This window comes from Pseudomonas azerbaijanoccidentalis, from assembly GCF_019145495.1.
In the GTDB taxonomy this organism is placed as follows: domain Bacteria; phylum Pseudomonadota; class Gammaproteobacteria; order Pseudomonadales; family Pseudomonadaceae; genus Aquipseudomonas; species Aquipseudomonas azerbaijanoccidentalis.
Window position 1 is genome coordinate 296224 of sequence record NZ_JAHSTU010000005.1, and the last position, 26019, is coordinate 322242.

Annotated in this window: 28 protein-coding genes and 2 other RNA genes; 24 read left to right on the forward strand and 6 right to left on the reverse strand. The window is 60.3% G+C overall.

Annotation, left to right across the window (positions count from 1 at the left end):
* Window positions 1-79 precede the first annotated feature (79 nt).
* The 9 genes from KVG88_RS18940 (at window position 80) to KVG88_RS18980 (ending at window position 10417) form a co-directional block, all read left to right on the forward strand.
* Window positions 80-2899 (forward strand): winged helix-turn-helix domain-containing protein, encoded by a 2820-nt coding sequence (locus KVG88_RS18940; RefSeq protein ID WP_217872378.1) that lies wholly within the window; start codon window positions 80-82, stop codon window positions 2897-2899.
* A 300-nt stretch (window positions 2900-3199) separates the two neighbouring features.
* Complete coding sequence (locus tag KVG88_RS18945; RefSeq protein WP_225934076.1) at window positions 3200-4300, forward strand: acyl-CoA dehydrogenase family protein; 1101 nt, start codon at window positions 3200-3202, stop codon at window positions 4298-4300.
* A gap of 27 nt (window positions 4301-4327) precedes the next feature.
* Window positions 4328-5512: a lipid-transfer protein gene (locus KVG88_RS18950; protein ID WP_217872382.1), complete on the forward strand. Its 1185-nt coding sequence runs from the start codon at window positions 4328-4330 to the stop codon at window positions 5510-5512.
* Window positions 5513-5542: 30 nt separating this feature from the next.
* A complete protein-coding gene (locus tag KVG88_RS18955) occupies window positions 5543-5983 on the forward strand; it encodes a MaoC family dehydratase N-terminal domain-containing protein (RefSeq protein ID WP_217872384.1) in 441 nt (146 codons plus the stop codon).
* A gap of 14 nt (window positions 5984-5997) precedes the next feature.
* Entirely contained in the window at window positions 5998-6414 is a 417-nt protein-coding gene (locus KVG88_RS18960; protein WP_217872386.1) for a MaoC family dehydratase, read from the forward strand.
* Between the two features lie 30 nt (window positions 6415-6444).
* The gene (locus tag KVG88_RS18965; protein ID WP_217872388.1) at window positions 6445-7269 is read left to right on the forward strand and encodes an SDR family NAD(P)-dependent oxidoreductase; all 825 of its coding nucleotides are present in this window, start codon (window positions 6445-6447) and stop codon (window positions 7267-7269) included.
* Window positions 7270-7396: 127 nt separating this feature from the next.
* Window positions 7397-8011, forward strand: coding sequence for a TetR/AcrR family transcriptional regulator (locus tag KVG88_RS18970; protein ID WP_217872389.1), 615 nt, complete (start codon window positions 7397-7399; stop codon window positions 8009-8011).
* On the forward strand, window positions 8008-8640 hold the full coding sequence (locus KVG88_RS18975; RefSeq protein ID WP_217872390.1) for an SDR family NAD(P)-dependent oxidoreductase: 633 nt from the start codon (window positions 8008-8010) through the stop codon (window positions 8638-8640). Before KVG88_RS18970 ends, KVG88_RS18975 begins: the two co-directional genes overlap by 4 nt.
* Window positions 8641-8836: 196 nt before the next feature.
* A complete protein-coding gene (locus tag KVG88_RS18980) occupies window positions 8837-10417 on the forward strand; it encodes an arylsulfatase (RefSeq protein WP_217872391.1) in 1581 nt (526 codons plus the stop codon).
* Between the two features lie 48 nt (window positions 10418-10465).
* On the opposite strand, the gene KVG88_RS18985 is transcribed toward KVG88_RS18980, so the two are convergent.
* A complete protein-coding gene (locus KVG88_RS18985; protein ID WP_217872392.1) occupies window positions 10466-11278 on the reverse strand; it encodes a formate/nitrite transporter family protein in 813 nt (270 codons plus the stop codon).
* Between the two features lie 93 nt (window positions 11279-11371).
* The gene (gene cynS / locus KVG88_RS18990) at window positions 11372-11812 is read right to left on the reverse strand and encodes a cyanase (RefSeq protein ID WP_150700908.1); all 441 of its coding nucleotides are present in this window, start codon (window positions 11810-11812) and stop codon (window positions 11372-11374) included.
* 227 nt (window positions 11813-12039) lie between these two features.
* Here cynS and KVG88_RS18995 point away from each other — a divergent pair, with 227 nt between their 5' ends.
* Entirely contained in the window at window positions 12040-13941 is a 1902-nt protein-coding gene (locus KVG88_RS18995; protein ID WP_217872393.1) for a sigma 54-interacting transcriptional regulator, read from the forward strand.
* A 9-nt stretch (window positions 13942-13950) separates the two neighbouring features.
* Here KVG88_RS18995 and KVG88_RS19000 read toward each other — a convergent pair whose 3' ends face one another.
* The 4 genes from KVG88_RS19000 to KVG88_RS19015 all read right to left on the reverse strand — a co-directional run bounded on the left by KVG88_RS19000 (window position 13951) and on the right by KVG88_RS19015 (window position 18399).
* On the reverse strand, window positions 13951-14997 hold the full coding sequence (locus tag KVG88_RS19000; protein WP_217872394.1) for an NAD(P)H-dependent flavin oxidoreductase: 1047 nt from the start codon (window positions 14995-14997) through the stop codon (window positions 13951-13953).
* 28 nt (window positions 14998-15025) lie between these two features.
* Window positions 15026-15415 carry a tautomerase family protein gene (locus tag KVG88_RS19005; protein ID WP_150700911.1) on the reverse strand — a complete coding sequence of 130 codons (390 nt, stop codon included), beginning with the start codon at window positions 15413-15415 and terminating at the stop codon, window positions 15026-15028.
* A 109-nt stretch (window positions 15416-15524) separates the two neighbouring features.
* Window positions 15525-17042, reverse strand: coding sequence for a CoA-acylating methylmalonate-semialdehyde dehydrogenase (locus KVG88_RS19010; RefSeq protein ID WP_217872395.1), 1518 nt, complete (start codon window positions 17040-17042; stop codon window positions 15525-15527).
* A 595-nt stretch (window positions 17043-17637) separates the two neighbouring features.
* Window positions 17638-18399 carry an XRE family transcriptional regulator gene (locus KVG88_RS19015; RefSeq protein ID WP_437179952.1) on the reverse strand — a complete coding sequence of 254 codons (762 nt, stop codon included), beginning with the start codon at window positions 18397-18399 and terminating at the stop codon, window positions 17638-17640.
* Window positions 18400-18536: 137 nt separating this feature from the next.
* On the opposite strand from KVG88_RS19015, the gene KVG88_RS19020 reads away from it, so the two are divergent.
* The 14 genes from KVG88_RS19020 (at window position 18537) to KVG88_RS19085 (ending at window position 26019) form a co-directional block, all read left to right on the forward strand.
* Window positions 18537-18875 carry a helix-turn-helix domain-containing protein gene (locus KVG88_RS19020; protein WP_217872396.1) on the forward strand — a complete coding sequence of 113 codons (339 nt, stop codon included), beginning with the start codon at window positions 18537-18539 and terminating at the stop codon, window positions 18873-18875.
* Window positions 18876-18877: 2 nt separating this feature from the next.
* Window positions 18878-19324 carry a hypothetical protein gene (locus KVG88_RS19025; RefSeq protein ID WP_217872397.1) on the forward strand — a complete coding sequence of 149 codons (447 nt, stop codon included), beginning with the start codon at window positions 18878-18880 and terminating at the stop codon, window positions 19322-19324.
* Window positions 19317-21347, forward strand: coding sequence for a DNA-binding protein (locus tag KVG88_RS19030; protein ID WP_217872398.1), 2031 nt, complete (start codon window positions 19317-19319; stop codon window positions 21345-21347). Before KVG88_RS19025 ends, KVG88_RS19030 begins: the two co-directional genes overlap by 8 nt.
* Window positions 21348-21366: 19 nt before the next feature.
* A complete protein-coding gene (locus KVG88_RS19035) occupies window positions 21367-22086 on the forward strand; it encodes an AAA family ATPase (protein WP_217872399.1) in 720 nt (239 codons plus the stop codon).
* Between the two features lie 30 nt (window positions 22087-22116).
* Entirely contained in the window at window positions 22117-22701 is a 585-nt protein-coding gene (locus KVG88_RS19040; RefSeq protein WP_217872400.1) for a hypothetical protein, read from the forward strand.
* Window positions 22698-23078 (forward strand): hypothetical protein, encoded by a 381-nt coding sequence (locus KVG88_RS19045; RefSeq protein WP_217872401.1) that lies wholly within the window; start codon window positions 22698-22700, stop codon window positions 23076-23078. Before KVG88_RS19040 ends, KVG88_RS19045 begins: the two co-directional genes overlap by 4 nt.
* A complete protein-coding gene (locus tag KVG88_RS19050) occupies window positions 23062-23385 on the forward strand; it encodes a hypothetical protein (protein WP_217872402.1) in 324 nt (107 codons plus the stop codon). The genes KVG88_RS19045 and KVG88_RS19050 overlap by 17 nt, the downstream gene beginning before the upstream one ends.
* 11 nt (window positions 23386-23396) lie before the next feature.
* Window positions 23397-24020 carry a DUF3164 family protein gene (locus tag KVG88_RS19055; RefSeq protein ID WP_217872403.1) on the forward strand — a complete coding sequence of 208 codons (624 nt, stop codon included), beginning with the start codon at window positions 23397-23399 and terminating at the stop codon, window positions 24018-24020.
* Window position 24021: 1 nt separating this feature from the next.
* The gene (locus KVG88_RS19060; RefSeq protein ID WP_217872404.1) at window positions 24022-24300 is read left to right on the forward strand and encodes a host nuclease inhibitor protein; all 279 of its coding nucleotides are present in this window, start codon (window positions 24022-24024) and stop codon (window positions 24298-24300) included.
* Between the two features lie 2 nt (window positions 24301-24302).
* On the forward strand, window positions 24303-24719 hold the full coding sequence (locus KVG88_RS19065; RefSeq protein WP_217872405.1) for a hypothetical protein: 417 nt from the start codon (window positions 24303-24305) through the stop codon (window positions 24717-24719).
* A gap of 8 nt (window positions 24720-24727) precedes the next feature.
* Complete coding sequence (locus tag KVG88_RS19070; RefSeq protein ID WP_217872406.1) at window positions 24728-24949, forward strand: hypothetical protein; 222 nt, start codon at window positions 24728-24730, stop codon at window positions 24947-24949.
* Window positions 24948-25018: hammerhead ribozyme type II (locus tag KVG88_RS19075), an RNA gene on the forward strand. Before KVG88_RS19070 ends, KVG88_RS19075 begins: the two co-directional genes overlap by 2 nt.
* Before the next feature lie 260 nt (window positions 25019-25278).
* Window positions 25279-25950: a DUF2786 domain-containing protein gene (locus KVG88_RS19080; protein ID WP_217872407.1), complete on the forward strand. Its 672-nt coding sequence runs from the start codon at window positions 25279-25281 to the stop codon at window positions 25948-25950.
* An RNA gene (locus KVG88_RS19085) (hammerhead ribozyme type II) lies at window positions 25949-26019 on the forward strand. The genes KVG88_RS19080 and KVG88_RS19085 overlap by 2 nt, the downstream gene beginning before the upstream one ends.

Below are 26019 nucleotides of genomic sequence, written 5' to 3' on the forward strand. Positions count from 1 at the left end.
GCTCCCAGGGCCAATGGTCTGGGTTACACTCGAAGGGATTCGAGGCCCTCACAAAACAAAAAAAGAATCGGAAAGCCCCATGGACAAACCCCGCAAGTCCAATGCATCGGACCCACTTGCCAGCCAGGCCTTCAATCCGGTTCAGTCGCCGATCGTCAACACCAAACTGATCCCGCCACGCAGCGCCGGCCGCCTGATTTCGCGCGAACGGCTGCAAGACCAGATGCTCAAGGCCCGCCGCCAGCGGTGCATCGTGCTCAAGGGGCCGGCCGGCTGCGGCAAGACTTCAACGCTGATCGCCTGGCGCCAGGCGCTGTTGCCGTTGGGCTATGACGTCGCCTGGCTGACGCTGTCGGCGGACGACAACGAACTGACCCGTTTCATCGATTACCTGCTGGCCAGCCTCGGGCAGATCGACCCGGCGCTCGTCCGCGAAGCCATCCAGCTGGAAGGCCGCGGCATCGACAGCGAAGCGGTGGAACGCACCGTCATCACCCTGGTGCGCAGCATTGCCGCCCGTGGCCGTGAATTGGTGCTGGTACTCGACGATCTGCACCACTTGACCGACGTCGGCATTCATCAGGCCCTGCAATGGCTGATCGACTACGCCCCGGCCAACCTGCACCTGGCGCTGGTCTCGCGCAGTGCGGTGCCGCTGTCCCTGGCACGATTGCGCAGCCAGGAGCTGGTGCTGGAACTGAACCTGCGGGACCTGCGCTTCACCCCGACGGAATCCGAACAGTTCCTAAAGGCGCAACTGGGCGAGATCAATACCCGCGACGCCAAGCAGATGCATGAACTCACCGATGGCTGGGTCGCAGGGCTGCAACTGCTCGCGGTCAGCCACAAGAAGAACCGTCCGGCCGCTGCCGGCGGACAAGCGCAACTGCGCGACGATCAGGCCTTCGCCAAGTTTTTTGAAGTCGAAGTGCTGTCCCACCTGTCACCGACAGACCTCGACCTGATGTTGCTCATGGCCGTCTGCAACCGCTTTTGCGCCTCGCTGTGCGCGGCCCTCAGTGGCCATCCCGAGGCTGTCAGCGAGGCCAATGCGCTCTTGGCGCGGCTGGAGCGGGATAACCTGTTCCTGATTCCGGTGGACAGCGCCGAGCGCGAAACCTGGTATCGCCTGCACCCGCTGCTGCGCGAAACCCTGCTCAAGTATTTCGATTCGCGCAGCAAGGCAGAACAACAGACGGTGCACGTGCGGGCATGGAACTGGTTCCGCGAGCACCATCACCTGGATGAAGCCGTGCACCATGCCGTCATGGGCGGCGATCCTCGCGCCGCAGCCGATCTGGTGGAGCAACACGCCGAGGCGCTGTATGCCCATGGCGACTTGCGCATGTTGATCGAGCTGGTGCGGTTACTGCCGGTCGAGCACGTACAGGCGCGGGTCAAGTTGCGCATCCTAAAAACGCGGATGCAGCTGTATGCCAGGGACTTTGTGGCCTGCACCGAGAGTCTGGAGCGGTTGTTCCGGGATGTTCCCGAAAGCGAAGTGCATGACCGTTTCATGATCTCGCTGCTGCGCGCTTCATTGGCATTGCAACGCGATGACACCGACGCCGCGATGACGGTGTTGCCGCAATTGCTCAACCCGCCACCGGGCAGCAACAGCGTTGCCATAGGTTCCTGCGCCAACATCCTGTCCTGGCTGTACATGCACCGCGGCGAGTACGAAAAGGCCCGGCAAGTGCAACTCGACCGCCCTGACTTGCTGATCAATGGCGAGCCGCTGCTGGGAACCACGGCGGGCAGCCTTCAGGGGCGTTGCATGATTGGCTTGAGCCTGGCGCTGGAGGGCCAGATGACCCAGGCCGAAAGGGTTTATCGCGATGTACTGCATGAGGCCAGCCATTGCGGCAAGGCCGGTGCCGATGCCACTTACCTGTCCGCGGCACTGTTGGGCGAAGTGCTGTACGAAACCAATGACGTCGACGCGGCGTTCAAACTGCTGTCGGGCTGGATCGATATTCTGGAGAGGATCTCGATCCCCGATTCGGTGCTGCGCGTGCTGCAAGTGCTGTGGAATGTGCAATGGCTGGCGGGCAATCAGCAGGAGGCCCTGGCATTTGTCGAGCGACTGGATGAATACGCGATCAAACTCGGCCTGGAACGCCTGCAAGCGTACTGCCTGACCTGGCAGGTGCGCTGGCTATTGATCCTCGGCGAATCCGCAGCGGCCCACGCCAAACTGACGCGCCTGGAAGCCATCGACGCCCGCCACCCGGATGCCGGGCAAACGGCGCTCAAGGAAATCCACATCCTCACCGAGAACGCCCGCGCACGCTGGCAACTGGCGCAAGGCGATCTGGACGGCGCATCAACGCGCATCGAGCGCTTGATCGAAACGTGCGAACGCCACCGCCGCCAACTCGGCACCGTACGCCTGCTGGTGCTCAGTGCCGTGATCGAAGCCGAACGCGGCAACCATGAGCGGGCACGGGAAAAAATCATGGAAGCCCTGCGCCGCGGGCAACGCTTCGGCCTGGTGCGCAGTTTGCTAGACGCCCATCCGGATGGGTTGAAACTGATTACCGACATCGCCAATCGAGAAACCCTGGACCCGGTGCTGGCGTTCTATGTCGAACGGCTGCAAGCGGCTGACTTGACGGCGCCCGCCGTCTCGAAGGACAAACCGGCCACGGCGACAACCAGTAAACCGCTGGCCAGTGGCATCGAACCGTTGAGCGAACGGGAAATCGAAGTGGTGCGCCTGCTCGCCCAGGCCCTGCCCAACAAGAAAATTGCCCGCGCCCTGGGGCTGTCCCCGGAAACCGTGAAATGGCACCTGAGCCACATCTATAGCAAGCTTGGCGTCAGCAGCCGCGATGAAGCGGTGGCGCGGGTGCGCGATCTTGAGTCGCATAGCGATACCGACACCCAACCGAAATAAAACGAACATCCTGTAGGAGCTGCCGCAGGCTGCGAACTTTTGATCTGGCTTGTGAAAATCAAAAGATCGCAGCCTCGTTCCACTCGACAGCTCCTACAGGGGGAACGCAATCAACAGGGATTGTGTTTCCATCCATGGATCATTGAATTTCCAACCCGCCACCCACCTCGGGTGGCGTTCGCCCGATGCCCCCCACCTATCGTAAGCCTCATTCACAGGCGCCTGGCCCACTGCCGGCCTGCCATCGATGAGGAGTCTTGCGTGCACATCGCCCGAACCGTTTTCCGCGAAGACCATGAGATGTTCCGCACTACCGTGCGACGTTTTTTCGAGCGCGAATGCCTGCCCCGACAGGCCGAGTGGGACAAGGCCGGTCAAGTCGACCGCGAAACCTGGCTCAAGGCCGGTCGCGAAGGCTTGCTCGGCATCACCCTGCCCACCGAATACGGTGGTGGCGGTGGTGATTTCGGTCACTGCGCGGTGTTCAACGAAGAGTTCGCCCGGGCCGGTGTGAGCGGCGCCTACTTCGGCATGCACTCCGACGTCATCGCGCCCTACATCAACCGCTGCGGCAACGACGAACAAAAACAGAAGTGGCTGCCGGGCATCTGTTCCGGCGAAATCATCCTCGCCATCGCCATGACCGAACCCGGCACCGGCAGCGACCTGAAAGCCGTGCGCACCACCGCCGTGCGTGACGGCGACGAGTACGTTATCAATGGCAGCAAGACCTTCATCAGCAACGGCCTGACCGCCGACCTGGTGATCGTCGTGTGCAAGACCGACCCAAGCGCCGGCGCCAAGGGCATCAGCCTGATTGCCGTGGAAACCAACCGCCCCGGTTTCAAGCGCGGGCGCAAACTGGAAAAGGTCGGCCAGCACGCCCAGGACACCGCCGAGCTGTTCTTCGACAACGTTCGCGTGCCGGTGGGCAATCGCCTCGGTGAAGAAGGCCTGGGCTTCACCTACCTGATGGGTGAACTGCCACAGGAGCGGTTCTCCATCGCGGTATCCGCCGCCGCCAAACTGGAACGTCTGCTCAAGCAAACCATCGAGTACGTGAAAGACCGCAAGGCGTTCAACCAGACCGTGTGGGACTTTCAGAACACCAAGTTCAAGCTCGCCGACATCAAGGCCCAGGCCACCGCCATGCGCGTCATGGTCGATTACTACCTGGGCGAGCACATGCGTCGGCGCCTGACCCTCGAAGAAGCCGCGATCGCCAAGCTCTACACCACCGAAACCCTGTGGAAATGCATCGACGACATGGTCCAGCTGCATGGCGGCTACGGCTACATGCTGGAGTACCCGATTGCCCGCGCGTTCGTTGACATGCGCGTCAACCGCATCTACGGCGGCACCAGTGAAGTCATGCGCGAAATGATCGCGCGCAAGCTCTGAACCTCTCCAACAAAAAGGAAAACAACGATGAGCCAAAAAGTGTTCGTGGCTGGCGTCGGCATGATCCAGTTCAAGAAACCGGGGACCAACGAGCCCTACGACATCATGGGTGAACAGGCGATTCGCCTGGCCCTGGCCGATTGCGGCCTGGACATTCGCGACATCCAGCAGGCCTACGCCGGTTACGTTTACGGCGACTCCACCTGCGGCCAGAAAGCCCTGTACCGCGTGGGCATGACCGGCATTCCGCTGATCAACGTCAACAACAATTGCGCCACCGGCTCCAGCGCCCTGTTCCTTGCCCGTCAGGCCGTGGCCAGCGGTGCAGTCGATTGCGCCCTGGCGTTCGGCTTCGAGCAGATGAACCCGGGCGCGCTGAAGTCCGCCTGGACCGACCGCGCGCCAGCCACCGAGCGCGCGCTCAAGTTGACCAACGAACTGGTGGGCATGCCCGACCTGCCAACCGCGATCCGCCAGTTCGCCGGTGCCGGTTTCGCCCACATGCAGAAGTACGGCACCCAACTGGACACTTTCGCCAAGATCCGCGCCAAGGCCAGCCGCCACGCGGCAAACAATCCGCTGGCGGTGTTCCGCAATGTGGTCAGCACCGAAGAAGTCATGGCCGCCCCCATGCTATGGGAAGGCGTACTGACGCGCCTGATGGCCTGCCCGCCAACCTGCGGCGCCGCCGCCAGCATCGTGGTCTCCGAAGCCTTCGCGAAAAAACACGGCCTGCGCACTGACGTGTTGATCGCCGGCCAGGCCCTGACCACCGACCTGCCGAGCACCTACGACGCCAAGGACATGATCCGCGTGGTCGGTTTCGACATGACGCGCATGGCCGCCGACATCGCCTACAACCAGGCCGGCATTGGGCCGAAAGATATCGACGTGATCGAGTTACACGACTGCTTCGCCCAGAACGAGCTGCTGACCTACGAAGGCCTGGGCCTGTGCGCCGAAGGTGGCGCCGAGCAACTGGTCAACGACGGCGACAACACCTACGGCGGCGAGTGGGTGACCAATCCGTCCGGCGGCCTGCTCTCCAAGGGCCACCCGCTGGGTGCCACCGGCCTGGCGCAGTGCTACGAGCTGACCCACCAGTTGCGCGGCACCGCCGACAAACGCCAGGTGCAGGACGCGCGCATCGCCGTGCAGCACAACCTCGGCCTGGGCGGCGCCTGCGTCGTCACCGTGTACCAGAAGCACTGAAGCCGCGGGCTTTGAAAAGGAGTCATTCAGATGATCGACAAAAAACACATCGGCAGACAACTGCCCACCTTCCTCGCTACCGCTGAAGCCGGGCAATTGCGTTTCTTCGCCAAGTCCACCGGGGAAACCAACCCGATCTACTTCGACGAGCAGGCTGCTCGCGACGCGGGCCATCCGAACTTGCCATTGCCGCCGACCTTCCTGTTCTCGCTTGAATTCCAGATCCCGTCGAACGCCTGGCGTGACGAGCTGGGCATCGTCACCGCGCGCATCCTGCACGGTGAAGAGTCGTTCCGTTATCACCGCATGGCCTATGCCGGCGACACCCTGCGCTTCGATGTGCGCATCGCCGACATCTACGACAAGAAAGGTGGCGCGCTGGAATTCGTGGTGCGTGAAACCCGAGTCACCAATCAGCACGGTGAGCACGTCGCGGACTTGCGCAGCGTGCTCGTGCAGCGCAACAGCTGAAGCGGAGAACAACCATGAACGCCATAAGCCTGGAAAAAATCAACGTCGGTGACACCCTGCCACCGCTGGCCTTGCCACCAATCAACCGCACCACCCTGGCGTTGTTCGCCGGTGCGTCGGGTGACTACAACGCCATCCACATCGACACCGATTACGCACGCAAGGCAGGCATGCCCGACGTGTTCGCCCACGGCATGTTGTCGATGGCCTACCTCGGTCGCCTGCTGACCCAGTGGGTCGATCAGCGCCAGTTGCGCGAGTTCGGCGTGCGCTTTCTCGGCATCACCCACCTGGGCCACCAGATCACTTGCACCGGCACCGTGGTCGAGCGTTTTGACGTCGACGGTGAGCAACGCATCAAGGTTGAAGTGCGCACCACCAATCAATACGGCGACACCAAGATTGTTGGTGACGCTGTGATCGCTCTGTAAACAAACCCAAGAATTGAGGAGCAATACCCCATGGCAAAACTTGACGGCAAAATCGCACTGGTCACCGGTTCCGGTCGTGGCATCGGCCAGCAAATCGCCCTGAAACTGGCGAGTGAAGGCGCACGCATCGTGATCAACGACCTCGATGCCGATCCGGCCCACGAAACTGCCGAGATGATCCGCAAGCTGGGTGGCGAAGCCGCCGTGTGCCACGGCAACGTCAGCGCCCCGGATTTCGCAGAGCGCTACATCAAGACTGCGATGGACAACTTCAACGGCATCGACATTATCGTCAACAACGCCGGTTACACCTGGGACGACGTGATCCAGAAGATGAGCGACGAGCAGTGGTACGCCATTCTCGACTGCCACATGACCGCACCGTTCCGCATCCTGCGTGCGGCCTACCCGATCATTAAGGCGCAAGCCCAGGCTGACGCCGCCGCCGAACGCGAAGTGTTCCGCAAAGTGGTGAACATCTCGTCGGTGTCGGCGCTCAATGGCAACGCCGGGCAGATGAACTATTCCTCGGCCAAGGCCGGTGTGCTCGGCATGACCCGTGCGCTGGCGCGCGAATGGGGCCGCTTCAAAGTCAACGTCAACGCCGTGGCCTTCGGTTTCATCGAGACGCGCATGACCAGCGCCGACGCCCATGCCGGCGCCACGGTGAACATCGAAGGTCGTGACATTCGCGTCGGCATCAGCCCGGAAGCGGCCAAGTCGTTCGCCCAGCGCAACCCGCTGGGTCGCCCCGGCACCACCAAGGAAGCGGCCGACGCCGTGTACCTGTTCTGCTCGCCGGAATCGAACTACATCACGGCGCAGACCATCGCCGTCGCCGGCAATCTGCAATAACCCAAAACTGTAGGAGCGAGCCCTGCTCGCGATGGACGTCAGGGCAACGTGATCACTCAGACAGCCCGCGTGATCGTTGACGTCCATCGCTAGCAGGCTAGCTCCCACAGGGTCTCAGGATCACACCATGAACATGACCGAAAGCACCATCCGCCTGGCTGCCATCAAGCTGATTTCGCGTAACGGCTACGAGTCGATGAGCCTTCGTCAACTCGCGGCGGAATCGGGGATCAATGCCTCGACGCTGTACCTCTACTACAAAGGCAAAAGCGAATTGTTGCTGGAGCTGATCCTGGAATACCTCCAGGGTTTGTCCCACGAATGGAAACGGCGGCGCCCCGCTGTTGCCGCCAACGCCGCGCTCAAACTGCGAGCGTTCATTGCCTGCCATGTGCGCTATCACCTGGAACATCAGGACCAGGCCGTGCTCGGCAATCTGGAATTCAGAAGCCTGGATGAAGACTCTTTGGCGTTGGTCCGCCAAGCTCGTCGGGTTTACCTCAAAGGCTTGCAGGACCTGCTGGAACAAGGCGTCCGGGAGGGCTCGCTCAGTTGCGCCGAACCCAAGCTGATGGCCCGCACCCTGTTCAACATGCTTACCCATGCCTGCGTCTGGTATCAAGCCGACGGTCGCTGGAGCGTCGATGACGTGATCCGCCATTACTCAGACCTGGTGATGAAAATGCTCGGTGCGGTTCCTGTCGCGACACCCCGCGCCAAACCGAGGGAGGCACGCTCATGAGCGACCTCATGCAACCCTTTTCCATGGCCGGCAAAACCGTACTGGTGGCCGATGCCACCACCCGTTTGGGCGCGCATTTCGCCCGGCTGATCAGCTTCGCCGGAGCACGCGTGGCCATCGGCGCACCGCACGCTTCGCAACTGGAACAACTGGCGGCGGACCTGCGCTGGGAAGGCGGTGAAGTGTTGACCGTCAGCCTCGACAGCGCACACCGCCCCAGCATCGAGGCAGCGCTGGTGGCTGTCGAAGAGCGCTTCGGCAGTGTCGATGTGCTGATCAACAACAGCGCCGAGCGCGAGCACATTGCGCTCAACAACCAAATCGTCCATTGCACCAGCCTGCACATGATCAAGGCCGAACGAGGCGGCAGCATCGTCAACATCGACCCGCCACCGCGCCCGATCAGCGAGCCAAATCCCTGCCTGAGGCCCAACAGCAGCCTGATCCGCATGAGCCGCGCCATGGCCCAATCGCTGACGCCGCACCGGATACGCGTCAATGTCATCGCCGCCGGACGTGACAAGGACGCCGGCCTGCAAGAACTCAACGGCCCCTTGTTGTTGCTGGCCAGCGGCGCAGGCGCCAGCGTGACCGGGGCCGTACTGCATATCGACAACCGCAACTCCTGACGCCGCGCGATTCACTGTAGGAGCTGCCGCAGGCTGCGATCTTTTGATCTTGAAAAAGCCAAAGTCAAAAGATCGCAGCCTGCGGCGACTTCTACAGGTCATGGCCACCTGATGTGGGTGGCGCAAACCGTTTGATGACGCTCGAACATGGCCACTGGTCGCCCTGCGCGACGCCCGTCAACAAGGAGCCAGTCAGATGACTCGCATAACAAAGTGGCTGCCGAAACTCGCCTTCATGGCAACAACGGTCATGGCTATGGCGGCGAACGCCGCTGACAAACCCAACATTCTGGTGATCTTCGGCGACGATATCGGCCAGACCAACATCAGCGCCTATTCCATGGGCGTGGTCGGCTACAAGACGCCGAACATCGACCGCATCGCCCATGAAGGCATGATGTTCACCGACTACTACGCGGAAAACAGCTGCACCGCCGGTCGTTCGTCGTTCATCACTGGCCAGTCGCCGCTGCGCACCGGCCTGACCAAAGTCGGTGTACCCGGTGCGCCCATCGGCATTCAAAAGCGTGACATCACCATCGCACAGGCGCTCAAGTCCCAGGGTTACGCGACCGGACAATTCGGCAAGAATCACCTCGGCGACAAAGATGAGTTCCTGCCGACCAACCACGGTTTCGACGAGTTCTTCGGCAACCTCTATCACCTCAACGCCGAAGAAGAACCCGAGCGCCCCTACTGGCCCAAGGATGACCCTGACTTCGTCAAATCCCGCACGCCTCGCGGCGTGATCCACAGCTACGCCGACGGCAAGATCGAAGACACTGGCGCGCTAACCAGCAAGCGCATGGAAACCATCGACGACGAAACCACTGCCGCCGCACAAACGTTCATAGAAAAACAGGCCAAAGCCGACAGGCCGTTCTTCGTCTGGATGAACACCACGCGCATGCACGTCTTCACCCACGTACGCGACTCGATGAAAGGCCAGAGCGGCATGCCTGGCAACGAATACGCCGATGGCATGCTTGAGCACGACGGCGACGTCGGCAAACTGCTGAAAACCCTCGACGACCTGAAAATCGCCGACAACACCATCGTCGTCTACACCACCGACAACGGCCCAAACCAGTTCTCCTGGCCGGATGCGGCGACCACGCCGTTCCGCAACGAGAAAAACTCCAACTGGGAAGGCGCCTACCGCGTACCGGCCATCGTGCGCTGGCCGGGCAAGATCAAGGCCGGTGAAGTCTCCAACGAAATGTTCTCGGGCATGGACTGGTTCCCGACGCTGCTGGCCGCGGCGGGCGAAACCGATGTGAAAAACAAACTGCTCAAGGGCTGGGCACCGACGTCAGGTGCCAACACTTTCAAAGTGCACCTGGACGGCTACAACCAACTGCCATACCTGACCGGCCAACAACCGAAAGGTGAACGAAGGGAGTTCTACTACTTCAACGACGACGGCGTGCTGGTGTCCATGCGGTACGACAATTGGAAAGTGGTCTTCGCCGAGCAGCGTGAACCCGGTGGTTTTGCCGTGTGGAGCAGCCCGTTCGTGCCGTTGCGCGTGCCCAAGCTGTTCAACCTGCGCATGGACCCGTATGAGCGCGCCGACATGGTTTCGGACCAGTACAACGACTGGCTGGTGAAAAACTCGTACCTGTTGGCGGCCGGTGTGGCCAAGGCTGCGCGCTTCCTGCAGACGTTTATCGAATATCCACCGAGCCAGAAACCGGCCAGCTTCAGCATCGATCAGATTCGTGCGGCAGTGGATGCGAAGATTGAAGAAAAAATGAAAGCCCAGGCCAAACCCTGAGACGCAACCGCCGTCCACTTTCGGGTAGACGGCGGTCCCTCCCCTGCCTTAAACCAAGGCGCGCTTGGACGCCGTGCGGATGTGCGTGCTGTAGAGCGTCAACCCGGTAAAGGCCAGGCCACCGACCAGATTGCCCAGCACTGTCGGGATTTCGTTCCAGATCAGGTAGTCCATGACGGAGAACCCGCCGCCCATGATCATCGCGGACGGGAACAGGAACATGTTGACCACCGAATGCTCGAAACCCATGAAGAAGAACAGCATGATCGGCATCCACATGGCGATCACTTTGCCGCTCACCGAGGTCGAGATCATCGCCCCCACGACGCCCATCGACACCATCCAGTTGCACAGCATGCCGCGCAGGAAAATCGTGATCCAGCCTGCCACGCCATAATGCGCGTAGCCCAGGGTACGGGCCTCGCCGATACTGGCGATCTTTTCCCCGACGGCACCGGGGCCGGCGTTGAAACCGTAGGTGAAGACGAACGCCATCATGAAAGCCACCGTCAGTGCGCCGGCAAAGTTACCGACGAACACCAACCCCCAGTTGCGCAACACGCCCCGCACGGTGACGCCGGGGCGCTTGTCCAGCAACGCCAGCGGCGTGAGCACGAACACCCCGGTCAGAAGATCGAAGCCCATCAGGTACAGCATCGAAAAACCCACGGGAAACAGCACCGCACCCAACAAGGCAGAACCGCTCTGCACCGCGATGGTGACCGCGAACACCGCCGCCAGCGCCAGAATAGCCCCGGCCATGTAGCTCCTGATCAGGGTGTCGCGTGTCGACATGTGAATCTTTGATTCGCCGGCATCCAGCATCTTGGTGACAAATTCGAACGGAAGTAGATAGGACATTGTGCTTACCTCATGACTGGATGTTGAAAGAGGCGACACCGGTGCTGGCACGGGTTTTCGCCTCTTTCACGGATCGGCTTCAACGCCTGGCGATCACCACGAACGGTAAGGCAGGAACTTGCCATTGAGCGTCAGCAGGACCCGATCGCCCTTGGGGTCTTCGATCTTTTCGACGTGCATGGAAAAGTCGATGGCGCTCATGATGCCGTCACCGAATTTTTCCTGGATCACGTCTTTAAGGGTCGGACCGTACACGCCGACCACTTCGTACAAGCGATAGATCAACGGGTCTTGCGGCACAATCTTGTCCCAGCCTTTGACGGGAAACTCGGTCATGGTCAAGGCGACGTCTTCGCCCAGTTCGAGCACCTCGCAAATTCGCGCGGCGACATCCGGCGTAGCGCTGTTCATGCCGTAGCAGACCGAGGCCAGCCACACCGGGGCCTTGCCCACCAGATCGCTCAGGCGGTCCCAGGTCATTTCCTTGCGGGCCTTGGCGGCCATGACGGTGTGGTGCATTTCGAGTTTGTTCATGGTGCGAATCTCTCAGAGTGTTTGGCGACAAAAGAGCAATAGCGAGAGTCGTGCCAAGTTGAAAAACAAACTTATGCCGTTGATTTAGTTACTTATTTAGATCAATGAGACAACAGAAAAAATTAACGAAATATCGTCATTCACGAAACTTGGTTAAATTAATCACGATATTTCGTATATTTCCCGTGTCGCTTCGCCCCCGCTCGACACTCAGGACGCTCCGGATCATGCCCATCGCCATCGACGCTTCTGCCGCCGCCCACTCCCCACTCGCCATGCTGGTGGTGGACCCGGAATCGGACGCACTGGTCCAGGTCAACGCGGCCGGTCTGGCCTTGCTCGGCTATGCGCAGAACGCGAGCGCCCTTGCGCGCTTTAGCCACTTTCTGGGGAACGGGATTGCGCTATGGGTCAGCTTCACCGATGAGGTGCTGACCCAGGGCGAGGCCTGGTCCGACGACCTCGGCCTGATCGACCTGGCGCGCAAGCATCATGCGGTTGAGGTCAGCGCCCGGGCGCTGGACGATGGCCAACGCATCCTGCTGATGATTCAGGACCGCGACGTGCTGGAGACCCGCCGCAATCGCTCGGAGGCCCGCCGCCAACACCGGCTGGGGCATGTCGGCTGGGAGCGGATCACTCAGGTTTTCGAACGGATCGAACGGCAGAACCGGTTGATCCTGGGCGCTGTGGGCGAAGGCATCTACGGGCTCGACGCCCATGGGCAAACCACGTTCATCAACCCGGCGGCCGAGCGGATTCTCGGCTGGAGCGCCGGCGACATGGTGGGCCATGACGCCCACCTGCTCTTTCACCACAGCCACAGTGACGGCAGTCTTTTTGAAGTGCAGCAATGTTCCATCCACGCCTCATTCAGCGACGGTCAGGTGCACCGCGTCGATAACGAAGTGTTCTGGCACAAAAACGGCGAGGCGATCCCCGTCGAATACACCAGCACGCCAATCTTCGAGATGGGCCGACTGGTGGGCGCGGTGGTGTTGTTCCGCGACATCCGCGAACGGCAACGGGCTGAATCCCGACTGCGCGAGGCGCTGAACGAAGTCGAGCAACTGAAGCTGCGCCTGGAACTGGAAAACCAGTACCTGCAGGAAGAGATCAAGGCGGAGCGCAATCACCACGAAATTGTCGGCGACAGCCCGGCGGTGCTGCACCTGATCCGTCAGATCGAACTGGTGGCCCCGACCGACGCCAACGTATTGGTCACCGGGGAATCCGGCACCGGCAAAGAGCTGATCGCCCGGGCCATCCACGCCAGCAGCCGCCGCAGCGACCGCCCGCTGATCCGCGTCAACTGCGCAGCGATCCCGCGGGACCTGTTCGAAAGCGAGTTTTTCGGCCACGTCAAAGGCGCGTTTACCGGTGCCGTCAACGACCGCGTGGGACGTTTCGAACTGGCGGACGGCGGCACACTGTTTCTCGATGAAGTGGGCGAGATTCCGCTGGAACTGCAAAGTAAATTGCTGCGCGTACTGCAAGACCAACAGTTCGAACGCGTGGGTGACAACCTGACCCGCGCCGTGGATGTGCGGGTGATTGCCGCCACCAACCGCGACCTGCGGGAAATGATCGGGGCTGGCACGTTCCGTGAAGACCTGTACTTTCGCTTGAACGTGTTTCCGGTGCGTTCAGTGCCCCTTCGCGAACGGCTCGGCGATATCCCGTTACTGGCCGGCCACTTCCTCGAACGCGCCTGCCAGGCCTTCAACAAACCGGGGGTGCGGCTGCCACTGGCACAGGTCGAAGTGCTCAAGCGCTACCCATGGCCGGGCAACATCCGCGAACTGGAAAACGTGATCGAGCGGCAGATCATCGTCTCGCAGGATGGCCGCTTGCGCTTCGATGACCTGCTGTCGACCGGCTCACGCCTGCGCGCACCGGTAAGCGCTCAACCGCCAGAGGTCAGTGAGCCAGTGCGCGATGAAGACCTGCAACGTCAACTCAGGCTCAATGCCATGGCCATGCTCAAACGCACCGGTGGCAAAGTTTCCGGTGAAGGCGGTGCGGCTGAACTTCTGGGCCTGAAGCCGACGACGCTGGCCTCACGTCTGCGTAAATGGGGCATTGATCCTCGGCAGTACAAAACCAATCGCCGGGAAGACAGCGATTAGAGTGCTGCGCTACTTCAACTCCTGCGCTAGCAACTTCACCAATGCCGCCGCCGGCATTTCCCGAGCCAGTGGCGCGCCCTGCCCGGCCCACTGCACGGCGAAGTCCGTGTTGGTCTTGGTGGCGGCTGCGGCGTTGAGCGCTTTGTTGGCGTCGTAGGCGATTGGATAGTCCGGCAGGGCCGGGGCATTCGCCTCAAGGCTGCTGAAGTTGCGATTGACCATGCCCCGGGCAGGCCGACCGGAGATGACACTGGTCACCTGCGTCTGATGGGCACGCGGACCTTTCAGGGCTTCGCGATAGGCGCTGTTGGCGGAGGATTCGGGGCACAGGATAAACGCCGTGCCCAATTGCGCAGCACTGGCGCCCAGTTGCATGACGGCGCTGATCCCCGCGCCGTCCATGATTCCGCCCGCCGCAATCACCGGCAGCCCACACGCCTCGGTCAGCACACGCACCAGGGCAAATGTGCCCATCTCGCTGTCCCGTTGCGGATCGAACACCCCGCGATGCCCTCCCGCCTCATAACCTTGCGCCACCAGCGCGTGCACGCCGGCGCGTTCCGCCATTTGCGCTTCGGCCAAGTTGGTCACGGAACACAACAGCACGATACCGGCGTCCTTGAGTGCATCGATGGCCGGCTGCGGCGGCAAGCCGAAGTGGAAACTGATCACTGCGGGTTTTTCTTCCAGCAGCAAGTGCAGCATGTCGGTGTCTTCGACGAACGAGGTGTAGATCTCCCGCAATGCCGTTGGTGCAGGGGCGTCGAACTCCGCAAAGTACGGCGCGAGAAACGTCAGCCATTGCGTTTCGCGCTCGGCGTTCGGAACGGCAGGCTCATGACAGAACACATTCACGTTGAAGGGTTTGTCCGTCAGCGCCGCCGTCTCGCGCAGCATGGCCCGCGCCTGTTCGACGTTACTCGCGCCGATGCCGATCGAACCGAGCCCGCCGGCATTCGATACCGCTGCGGCGAGTTTTGGAGTGGAAACGCCGACCATCGGCGACTGAATGATCGGCAGTTCAATGTTCAAAAGGGACAACAGAGGATTGGACATGAAGGCACCTGGACTTGATGGGAGAGCGCTAAAGCTCTGCGGTTAAAAACTGCGCCCGCCCCCGTCCGAACGACCAGTCTGCATCGCTGTTTTCCACCAGCGAAACGATCAGGTCGTCCGGGGACAGGTCGCAATCGACTTGCAGTTGCTCGGCCAGCAAACGGTAAAAGGTGACCTTCTGCGCCTGGGAGCGCGGTCGTGAAATCACCGTCAACAGGACCACGTTGGCCGAGCGGGGGTAACCCAACCCGGTGTCGTGCAGGATCAACTCTCCCGCCGCGTGTTGCGTGACGCTTTGATAGCGATCACTGAAGGGCACCTCGAACGCATCGACCATCGCCAGGTGTGCCGCATCGAGCAAGGTGCGCAGCTGTTCATCAGTGCGACCCCGGATAACATCGAACTTGAGCAATGGCATCGCGATTCCTCTGGGAAAAAAATCGGGAGCGAAGAGCTCGCCCCCCGGGACAAGAAGAATGGCGTACAAGCCCGCGCCAGCACGCCTTCCAACCCGAAAACGTCAAAGTCTATTTGGAAGTCGGCATGGCAAATTCGGCACCCTTGGCGATGCTGTTCGGCCAGCGCTGCATGACTGATTTCTGCTTGGTGTAGAACCGCACGCCCTCTTCGCCATACGCGTGCATGTCACCGAACAGCGAGCGCTTCCAGCCGCCAAAACCGTGCCACGCCATCGGCACCGGAATCGGCACGTTGATGCCGACCATGCCCACCTGAATACGCGTGGCGAACTCACGGGCGATGTGGCCGTCACGGGTGTAGCAGGCCGTGCCGTTGCCGAATTCGTGGGCGTTGACCAGGTCGACCGCCTCGGCAAAATCCTTGACGCGCATGCACGCCAGCACCGGGCCGAAGATTTCCTCTTTGTAGATCTTCATCTCGGGCGTGACGTGGTCGAAAATCGTGCCACCGAGCCAGAAGCCGTCGGCACAATCCGCACCGGCTTGTGCGCCATCAAAGCCACGGCCGTCGACCAGCATTTCGGCGCCCTCGGCGATGCCTTGTTCGATGTAGCCGGTGATGCGTTGCAAAGCGGCAGACGAAACGATCGGACCCATTTCCGCGGCCAGGTTCATCCCTTGCAGAATCTTCAGTGTGCGGGTGCGCTCCACCAGTTTCGGCATGACCTTGTCGGCCACATCGCCGACAAACACTGCCACCGAAATTGCCATGCAGCGCTCACCGGCAGAACCGAAAGCCGCGCCGATCAAGGCATCGACCACCTGATCGATATCAGCGTCGGGCATCACCACCATGTGGTTCTTCGCCCCGCCCAGTGCCTGAACACGCTTGCCGTGGCGGGCGCCGGTTTCGTAGATGTAGTTGGCAATCGGTGTGGAGCCGACAAAGCTCACGGCTTTGACGTCCGGGTGATCGAGCAGCGCATCCACAGCTTCTTTATCGCCCTGCACCACGTTGAACACACCGTCAGGCAACCCGGCTTCCTTGAACAGCTCGGCGATCAACAGCGACGGCGAAGGGTCGATCGGGCTCGGCTTGAGCACGAAGGTGTTGCCGCAGGCGATGGCCACCGGGAACATCCACATCGGCACCATCACCGGGAAGTTGAACGGCGTGACACCGACCACCACACCCAAGGCTTGGCGCAGGGTCCAGTTGTCGATGTTGGTGGAGACCTGTTCGGTGTAGTCACCCTTGAGCAATTGCGGGATGCCACAGGCGAACTCGACCACTTCGATACCGCGGGTGACTTCACCCTGAGCATCGGTGAACACCTTGCCATGCTCCGTGGTAATCATCCGCGCCAGAGTGTCACGGTGCTCGTTGAGCAACGCCAGAAACTTGAACATGACGCGTGCACGACGCAGCGGCGGCGTTGCCGACCACGCAGGGAACGCGGCCGCTGCCGACTGCACCGCGGCGTCGACCTCAGAAACATTGGCCAGGGCCACTTTGCCGATCACCGACCCGGTGGCCGGGTTGGTGACATTCTGCGCCCGCCCGGATTGGCCCGGCACGGCGCGTCCGTGGATGTAATGTGCGATGTCTACTGGCTGGTTGCTCATGGCGGGTGTCCCCTGCTGGTGGATAAGAGCCATCTCTTGTTGTTGTGAGGCCAGCGGCTGTTGCACGCCGCCGACATCGCCAAAGTAGGCCCGCCAATGAATCATGTAAAATGATGATTAATGATCTTATGGATCATAATTTGTGAATACCAGGGGCTGAGCAGCCTTGATGAGAGCTACGAAACCTTCCTCATCTGGATGGTGGATCGCGCAATGCGCTACTTGGGTTTCCAACAGCGTAATGTTGGCGGAGATCACGGCGAATCGGGTTTTGGATTGCCGGAGTCGGAAGATCAAAAGATCGCAGCCTCGTTGCACTCGACAGCTCCTACAGGAGAATGTGTATGTGGGGAGGTTCTAGATATGGCACTGGTAGGAAGTCAGTGGGATGAGGCGGGACAAAGCGGGAGATAGTGCGGCAGGCCAGGCGGGATAGGGGTTTCAGGAAAACACTATATCCCGAACCAGTGCCAAAGCATCGCCAAGGAATAAACAGATCAAAATCAGTTCGGGCGTGAGGTCTGGGCCAATTTAGCGAACCCTTTGGCACCGGACACCAACGCCGTCTCGGTAGAGTGATATTAAACCTGGTCAGTCAAAGCCATCCGCCAGCCCAGACAACGCGACCGATTATCTCCAGATCATTCAGATGCTCCTTAGGCACAACCATATCGCGGTAGGCCTTGTTCTCGCTGATGATATGGATAGAGCCATCGAACTGCCGCTGTAGTCGCTTGGCGTAAAGATGGTCATCCAGGCGTATAACGTAGACAGCCTCACCCTCAAGCGAGCTGCGGCTGTGATCGATCATCACGGTGTCGCCGTCGCTTAGCAGCCCCTGCATCGAATCACCGTCGACGCGAATAGCCGAAAGCTGCGCTGGATCCAGGCCCTGCTTGCGAAGCGAGTAGGCGGTGAACGCCAACTGGGTCAGTACCTTTGCTCCTTCGCTCCAGGCGCCATGCCCGGCGCTACAGCGGGCGTCATACAGCGGGACATAGGCGTATTTGCCTTCTACATCCGTCTGGACGGCACCGCCCTTTAATTTGTCCCCTTCTCCCGACGCAAGCCAGCCGATGTCGACGCCTACCGCTTTTGCAATCTCTACGCACCGCGCCACCTTCGGCTCACTCTGGCCAGTGAGGTAGTACTCAAGCGTGCGGCGCGGTATGGCTGTTAGTCGCGCCAACTCATCGCCACTTCCAGCTATATCGGCACACTGCCGTATGCGCTCTGCAAGCCCCTCACTCATTTCGCTTTCTCCATTGAGCGATACGAAACGCCATCCTTGGACAAAGCGAAATTTCGCTTTCTCGATAAAGCTATATAAATCAAAGAGATAGACAAAATTAGCCACCATAAAGCCAAAATTGGAAAGCGAAACGCCATTTTTCGCTTTACCGCATAGTTGTTATTGGCTATGTTTATGCCGTAGGTGACGTTAGACACCCCAAAAAAACCACCCTTCCTGGTGGTAATGAATGGACGTTAGGCATGAACAAAACCGAAATCCCTCTTGATCCAGCCCAGCGATGGGAATGGATCAAGTACCAACTCCGCACCCGAGGCAGTTCACTCGCAATATTGGCGCGTGAGCTGGACGTTTCCGACACTGCCGTCAAAAACGCCAAACGCACCGCTTATCCGCGCATGGAGCGAGCCATTGCCCGTGCGCTGGGGCTCAAGCCTATCGACTTGTGGCCCGAGCGCTGGAATGCAAATGGCACTCCGCATCGCGTCCGGGTACAGCGCGCAGAACACAACGCAACTTCTAGCCAAGAGCATAACTCAGCTTATGCCCTTAGACACCGTAAAACCGGCACGGAGGCCTAAACATGCGCCAGGTAAAAGACGACCGGACTTTAGACATCTTCTCCGTTCCACAGCCAGTTCTGGCTATCCCCGGTAATGGCAACAATGCCGCCCAGGTCAGTGAACTGATCAGTGAGATTCTGAAAGGTTCCGATCTGGACCGGTACGAAATCGGTGCGCGCATGTCTCGCCTGTCTGGAGACGACGTTAGCAAGCACATGCTTGATGCTTGGTCGAGCCCTGCTCGAACTGACCACAACCTACCGTTCTACCGGGCGGCATTGCTGGAAGAAGTTTGCAGCAGCCACGTCCTAACCAACTGGTTGGTCGAGCAACGTGGTGGGCGCGTGGCCTATGGACGCGATGCCCTCAATGCCGAACTCGGTCGACTTGAGCGGCTGCGTGATGACGCTGGACGCAAGGCCCGCGAGCTGAAAAAGGTGCTTGGCGTCGGTGACAACCATGCATAACTGGTACTCCGCCCGTGAGTTGGCTGGCCTTCCTGGCATGCCAGGTACAGAGCGAGCAATTCAACTGCGCGCCAAACGCGAAGGCTGGGAAGGCCAAGGCCGACTCGGGAGTAAGGCCGTCGAGTACCGATTCGCCGCGCTGCCTCAAGAAACCCAAGCCGCGTTGATCACCGCAACCATCGCCGAAACGGCGCCAGAACCTTCGTCTGTAATGGAGTTGATACCTACTCAGCGTGACGCTATTTCAGCGTCACGCTTGAACGAAGATCAACGCTCGGTGATGACCGCTCGCCTGGCCTTCGTGCGTGAAATTGAGCGCATGAGCCACACCATAAGCCAGCAACGCGCCATCGACACCCTGGTATCCCTGGCAAAAGCTGAACAGCTCACACCGTACCTGACCGGACTCGTTCTGCGCGCCAACGACCGTACCACCGGCGACCGCTCCCTGAGCGAGCGCACCCTCAAACGCTGGCTTGCCGACTACCGCAAAGAGGGTGAAACCGGCCTGGCGCCAGCCCGTCGACAGAAAGACTTGAGTCTACCTGCATGGTCAGCCGCGTTCCTGACTTGCTACCAACGCCCGACCAAGCCCAGCGTCGAAGCGGCCTACGCCGAGTTCGCCCTCAAGCATCCGGCCGAACGCCCAAGCATCCATGTCGTTCGCCGCTTCCTTAATAAGCTGAGCGCCGAAGCCCGCGAGCGTGGTCGTCGTACTCCGCAGGAACTCAAAGCGCTGCAACCGTTCAAGCGCCGGACCACCAAGAACATGTATCCCTGCGACGTGTTCACCGCCGACGGCCACAAGTTCGACGCCGAGGTGTTGAACCCGCGCACCGGCAAACCTTACCGGCCGGAAGCTACCACCGTCCTCGATGTCGCCACCCGCAAGGCGCTGGGTATCTCCATCGGCGAGGCCGAGTCGACCATCGGCGTTATGGATGCGCTGCGCGATGCCATGCAACACGGCATGTTTGCCATGTTCTACGTCGACAACGGTTCCGGCTTTGCCAACGACACCGTGCGCGAAGTGGTCGACCGTCTCGGTGGCACCATGACCCACGCCTTGCCTTACAACAGCCAGGCGCGGGGACTGATTGAGCGCTCCCACCAGACGATATGGGTCAACGCTGCCAAGAAGCTGACCAGTTACATCGGCGCCGACATGGACAAGCATGCGGGCACCAAAGTGCATCGGATCGGCCGCAAAGAGCTGCGCGAAACCGGACGCACTCGCTTGATTCCGACCTTCGCCGAGTTCATGGCTGGTGTCGAATATGAGATCGACACCTATAACAACAGCCCGCACCGGGGGCTCGCCAAATTCCGCGATCCAGTCACCGGCAAGCTTCGCCACATGAGCCCCAATGAAGCCTGGGACGCTGCCCGCGCCGAAGGCTGGGAGCCGATAGTCGCTCCGGCCGAACTGCTGAATGACCTATCGCGCCCGCAAGTGATACGTCCAACGCGTCGTGGCGAAGTCACCTGGGCGGGCGAAACCTACTTCCTGGACGCCTTACGCAACTTTCATGGCGATGAAATCCGCTTGGCCTACGACGTTCGTGATGCGTCCCGCGTTTGGGTCCGCACTCTGGATGGCGACTTGATCGGCGAAGCCCTAATCGACGGCAACGCCAGCGACTACATGCCGAAAGCCATGATTGAAAAGGCATACGACAAGCGCGAAAGCGGCCAGATGAAGCGCGCCATCGACAAGATAGAAACCCTTACCGGCAAGCGCGTCGAAATGATCGCGCCAACCCCCGCCCCGTCAGCACAGCTCAGTCTTGAGCAAATGGCCGAAGCCAGACGCTTCGCCGAACTGGCAGCGCCGAAGGCCAAAACCTTCGACCTGCCAACCGACCCAACCGCCCGCTATCGCTTCTGGAATCAACTCGACGCACGCCTCACAAGCGGCGAGACGCTGACGCCCGAAGAAACGCAATGGCATTCCCGTTACCCGCAACACCCAGATTTCACATCGATACAGCAGATGTTCGCGTTCGCCGAGCAACGCGCTTAACCACCTTAAGGAGCTTCACATGAGTGTTACCAAGATTGTTCCATTGACCAATGTCGGCCTGTTGTCCGCAGCCATCGCCCGGACTCATAACCGGCCAGCGGGGTTACCTGGATTGGTGGTGATGTATGGCCCGAGTGGGTTGGGCAAAAGCGTTGGCGCTGCATTCGCCGCCAACCAGCACCGCGCCTATTACGTCGAGTGCCGCGATACCTGGAGCAAAAAAGCTTTCTTGCACGCCATTTTGCGCGAGATGAGTATCCAGCCCGCCCCGACGCTGTCGGTCATGGTTGACCAGATCGCCGAGCAGTTGTCCCGCAGCGGCCGCCCGCTGCTGATCGACGACGTCCAATACCTGCTAGAAAAGGCCGTCGCCAACGTGCTGACGGACATCTACAACGCCAGCGAAGGGACCATCGTCCTAATTGGTGAAGAGCGAGTGCCGAACAGCCTTGCCAAGCTGGAACGTCTGCATAACCGCGTATTGGAGTGGGTGCCCGCACAACGCGCCACCCTCGACGATCTGCGCGCCCTGGCCGAAGCCAGCTATCCAAAATTGCATTTTGCAGATGATCTGTTGGACGACCTGCGTAAAAAGGTCAACGGCTGTCTGCGCCGCGTTGCCGTCAACCTCTACAAGGTCTACAGCGAAGCCCAGGCCCGCTGCATCGACCGCATCGATCTTGCTGCTTGGGGCGCAGACGGCTGGTTTACCGGCGAAGCGCCGTCGCGGAGGGCTTGAGGGATGCCAAGAGTCAGAGCCGATCTAGTAATGGTTGGTGGAAAGTCCCCACGCCAGCACATTTGGGAAGCCATCCGCGCAGTAAACGCCAGCCCCAAAGAACTGACGACTTATGCGGTTGCGCGCAAATCGCAGCAAGACGATCAAGCCGTGCGTGCCTATTTCAGAGACATGGAAAAAGCAGGAATTGTCAGCAAAGTGCGTAACGTCGGTCGTCTCGATGCCGAATGGACCCTGCTGAAAGACGAAGGCGTTGAAGCCCCTAGCATCAGCCGAAGCGGCAAGGTTTCTAAGTATGCAGGCGGGGCCGAGAACATCTGGCGGGCGTTGCGCATCTTGGGTGAATTCAGCGCGGCCGAGGCCGCAGCCGCTGCCAGCGTCAACGGCGTATCAATCAGCGAGTTCGGCGCGCAGGTGTATCTGTCGGGCCTAGCGAAGGCTGGCTACCTGACACGCAGTGGCGGTACACCTGGTGTGAAAACCCGCTTCCGCTTGATCCCTTCGCGGTACACCGGCCCCAAGCATCCGATCTACCAGCGCGACTTCAATCAGGTCTACGACCCTAACTTGGACCAGGTGGTTTGGCGTAAGGCTGATCAGGAGGTCGCCGAATGAACCAAATCAACCTTGCAGCCTGGGGCCATGACGCGCCGCTGTTCGTGCGCCTGCTTGCTGCTGAAGTAGCTGCCACCAACAAGACCAAGGCCAGCCAACGCATCGGCATGAGCCGCACGGCTGTCAGCCTGATCCTTTCTAACCGTTACAGCTCTCCTAGCACTGCTGGTGTTGAGCGTCGCGTGATGGAAACGCTCGGCCGAATTGATTGTGTCGCCCTTGGCGGGACGGTCACCACCGATCAGTGCCAAAGCTATCGCGAAAAACCGGCACCGACCCACAACCCGCAGGCGATGCAGCACTGGCGCGCCTGCCAGCACTGCCCCATTAACCCCGACTGCTGCAATCAGGAGAACGCCCATGCTCGCCTCCACTAGCCGCACCCCATTGAAAGTGTTGACCCCGACGCTGGCCGACCGTCTGCGCGTCTTCAATGCTGCCGCCCGCAGCTTGCAGGCAGATGGCATTCGCGTACTGGCCTTTCACCCGGCTGACAACCTCCTGGTCATTGGCCACGAAGATGGACAGCGCTTGCTTGGTCGGGCCTCTCGCAACGGCTACACGCGTCACGCTACGGCCGGTAGCACTCGTTACAGCGTGTTGTTCCAGGGCGTGACCCTGGAATGGCGCGAACCCATTAGCGCTTCCCGACCTTCCGAATGGTCGCGTCTGACTCTCCACTAAGGAACCCTGCAATGAACGCACAACAACAATCCATCCCCGAAGGCTACCGCGTAGACGCGCAAAAGCGACTCATCCCGGAAAGCATGATCAAACCTATCGACCTGGAGCGAGACGCCTTGGTACTGGGTCTGGTTGAAAAAGCTCGCGCCGCCAGCGACGTGCTGGCGAAGTTCAAGGCTTCCGCTTTTGGTGATATCGAAGCCTTTGTCGAACTCAGCGCTGAGCAGTACGGCGCCCAGATCGGCGGCAAGAAAGGCAACGTCAGCCTGATCAGCTTCGATGGGCGCTTCAAGATCATGCGCGCCGTTCAGGAGAGCATTGCCTTTGACGAGCGTTTGCAGGCAGCCCGCGCCCTGATCGACGAGTGCCTGCGCGACTGGACCGAAGGGGCTCGCCCCGAAGTGGTCACCTTGGTGAATGACGCCTTTCGAACTGACCAGAAAGGCGATATCCGCACCGCTCGCGTGCTGGCCCTGCGTCGTATGGAAATCACCGATGAACGCTGGCAGCGCGCCATGCAGGCCATTGGCGATGCCTGCCAGGTGGTTGGCTCCAAGTCGTACATCCGCGTCTATCAGCGTGTTGGTGATACCGACCAATACGAACCTATCAGCCTCGATATCGCGGGAGTTTGAAATGAAAAAAACCATCACCGCCTATTGCTTTGCTTCCGGTCATATCGACTTCGGCGTCACCCTTCCAGAGGGAGCTATCGCGCTCGCTACAGGTGAAGAACAAACAGTCCGCGAAATCATTACTGGGAATGCTCGCCTGTCCCGCCATGACAACGAAACGCTCTTTGTTCCAGGTGTGCCAGAAGCCGAAAACCAGCGCGAAGGCATCACCGCCGTTGCGCGTTTCATCCAGTGGCTTGCCAAAAGCAATCAAGCCGGCTTCCGAGCGCTGGGGGTCTGACCATGCAGCGCTTTCACGACACAACCAAAGATCCTCTGCCGCTGCAATCGCCGCAACACGAGATCGAGCGCGCCAACCTGGAGCGTCTGACCGCCGCCTTTTTGGCAGCAGGCGGTGAGATTGAGCAAGTCGGGTATCGGATGAGCGATGCCCCTGCGACGTTCACCATCAACGCCGAGCGGTCGCCGGTTTATGCCCATCTGTTCGCTCCTGCCGCAACGTCGGTTGAGGCCATTCCTGTGCCAAACATCCCGTCAGATCTGGATGACCGGGCTGATCAAAAGGAGGCGGCACTGGTTATGGCTGCCGCCGCCTTGGGCGATGCCCCCAACTGGATCGCCCGCAAGCTTCATATGACCGAAAAGCGCGTGCGGCAGATCGCCCGCGATTACCACATTACCTTCCACAAGCAACGATAGGAGTCCCCATGGCCAAGATCACCATCACCTTTGAAGACTGTCGCGACGAACAAGGCAAGCCCTCGGTCAACGTAGATATGGCAGGCGTGCCCACTACTGCCTTCGGCCAGCATATCCAGACCGCCGCCGTACGTATGTACCGCACCGTGTTCGACCTGGTCGCAGGCGAGCGAATTCTCGGATCGATTCCAGCCTGCCGTCTGCAACCGAGTACGCAAACTCTTCATTGAGCGAAACCACCCCGGCCATCCGGGGTGGTCTGCCAGGCGTGGTTGCCTGGTACTGATGAGCAGCCGAGGAAAAGATGGAGAGAGTCATGAGCGAGCAACGAGATCCGCTGAGGCGGTCGGTAAGCGACGAAGACCAAATGAATTTACCCGAGGGAAAGACTTGCGGCGACTGCGTGCATTGCCGCCGCTGCACGTTGATGTTCGGCCACATCCCCGCTGATGAGTCTTGCGACTGGAGCCCTTCACGCTTCCGTGAGGCCGTGCCAGCCGCCGCTATCGCTTAGCCACAAACACATACCAGCACACCTGAAACCTTGAGATCGGACGTTATGGACCACAGCAAAGCCTTAGACAAAATCAAGAAGCTGCTGCGCCTGGCAGCAAGCGATAACCCGCACGAAGCCGCTACTGCAATGCGCCAGGCCCGCGCTTTGATGGAAAAGTACCGCCTTGAAGAGTCGGATATTCAACTCTCCGAGGTATTCGAATGCGCCGCCCGTAGCGGTTCAAAAATGACCCCGCCGCAATGGGAAGCCAACCTGGTGGGCGCAGTAACCCAGGCCTACGCCTGCAAAGTCCTGTTCATGGCGGGCATCGGTGAATGGCGCTTTATCGGCGAACTGGCCGAGCTGGCCAGCTACACCATGGCCTTGTTACTGCGCCAAGTCCGCCAGTCCCGCCGTGACTTCATAGGAACTCAGTTGAAGCGCTGCAAGCCTGCGACTAAGACCAAGCGCGCTGACGTGTTCTGCGGCGCCTGGGTGTCGGCAGTGCGTCAGCAGGTCATGGCGTTTGCTGGCAACGATGAGCCTTCACCGGCAACAGCGGCGTACATGCTTAAGCACCATTCCGAGACTGAAAAGCTTGATTGCCGCGACCGCAACGCCAGCAACGGTAACGGTGTGCGTGCCCTGACTGACGCTATGCGCGGCGTTCTCGCGGCAGGCGATGTCCGCCTTAACCACGGTGTCAACGGCCAAGAATTGCTAGCCCTGAACTGAGCGAAACCGACCTGGTACGCCGGGGCGGTCTGCCGGATGTGGTGATCCGGTACTGATGAGCAGCCACTT